Origin of the sequence: Paraburkholderia ginsengiterrae (assembly GCF_001645125.1) — a bacterium.
Taxonomy (GTDB): domain Bacteria; phylum Pseudomonadota; class Gammaproteobacteria; order Burkholderiales; family Burkholderiaceae; genus Paraburkholderia; species Paraburkholderia ginsengiterrae.
Genome location: NZ_LXKA01000279.1, coordinates 1 through 442, shown reverse-complemented (window position 1 = coordinate 442; position 442 = coordinate 1). Strand labels below are relative to the sequence as shown.

The 442-nt window shown below is 70.8% G+C and carries 1 pseudogene; it reads right to left on the bottom strand.

Going from position 1 to position 442, the window contains the following annotated elements:
- Positions 1 to 257: 257 nt before the first annotated feature.
- A pseudogene (locus A6V37_RS42475) lies at positions 258 to 442 on the bottom strand (SulP family inorganic anion transporter); the annotation flags it as partial.

The following is a 442-nucleotide window of genomic DNA, read 5'->3' as shown; positions in this document are numbered from 1 at the left end:
GGGTGGAGCGTGCAGGTGTGGTGCGCGCAGGCTGCGGAGCGTGGCGGCGGAGGCGTGCTGTAGCGGTGGGCGGTGTGGGGCGTCGGCGCGACGGGAGGGGGTCAGCGGTTGAAGCGAGTGGCGGCGGGCGCGGTCAGGGAGTGTGCGGTGCTGGTGGCCGTAGGGAGAGCGAACTGCCGGGCGGGGTGGGGGACGGTTACGCAGCGATTCGCGGGGGCGCTGGCGGGGGGTAGCGTGCTGGGACTGGCAGGCGGGGTCGTGGTGATCGGCAAGCGGCCGAATGCGGCGGCGAGCAGGTGAGCGGTGATTAGGGTCTTCAGACAGAGATCCGGCGGGCCAGCGCGTCGGTGGAGATCAAGCTGCTCGACCGCTTCGAGGCTCAACAACGTCTCCAGTCTCGGGACGATCGCCAGAGTGATCGCTACGCGCCACACGTCGGGAT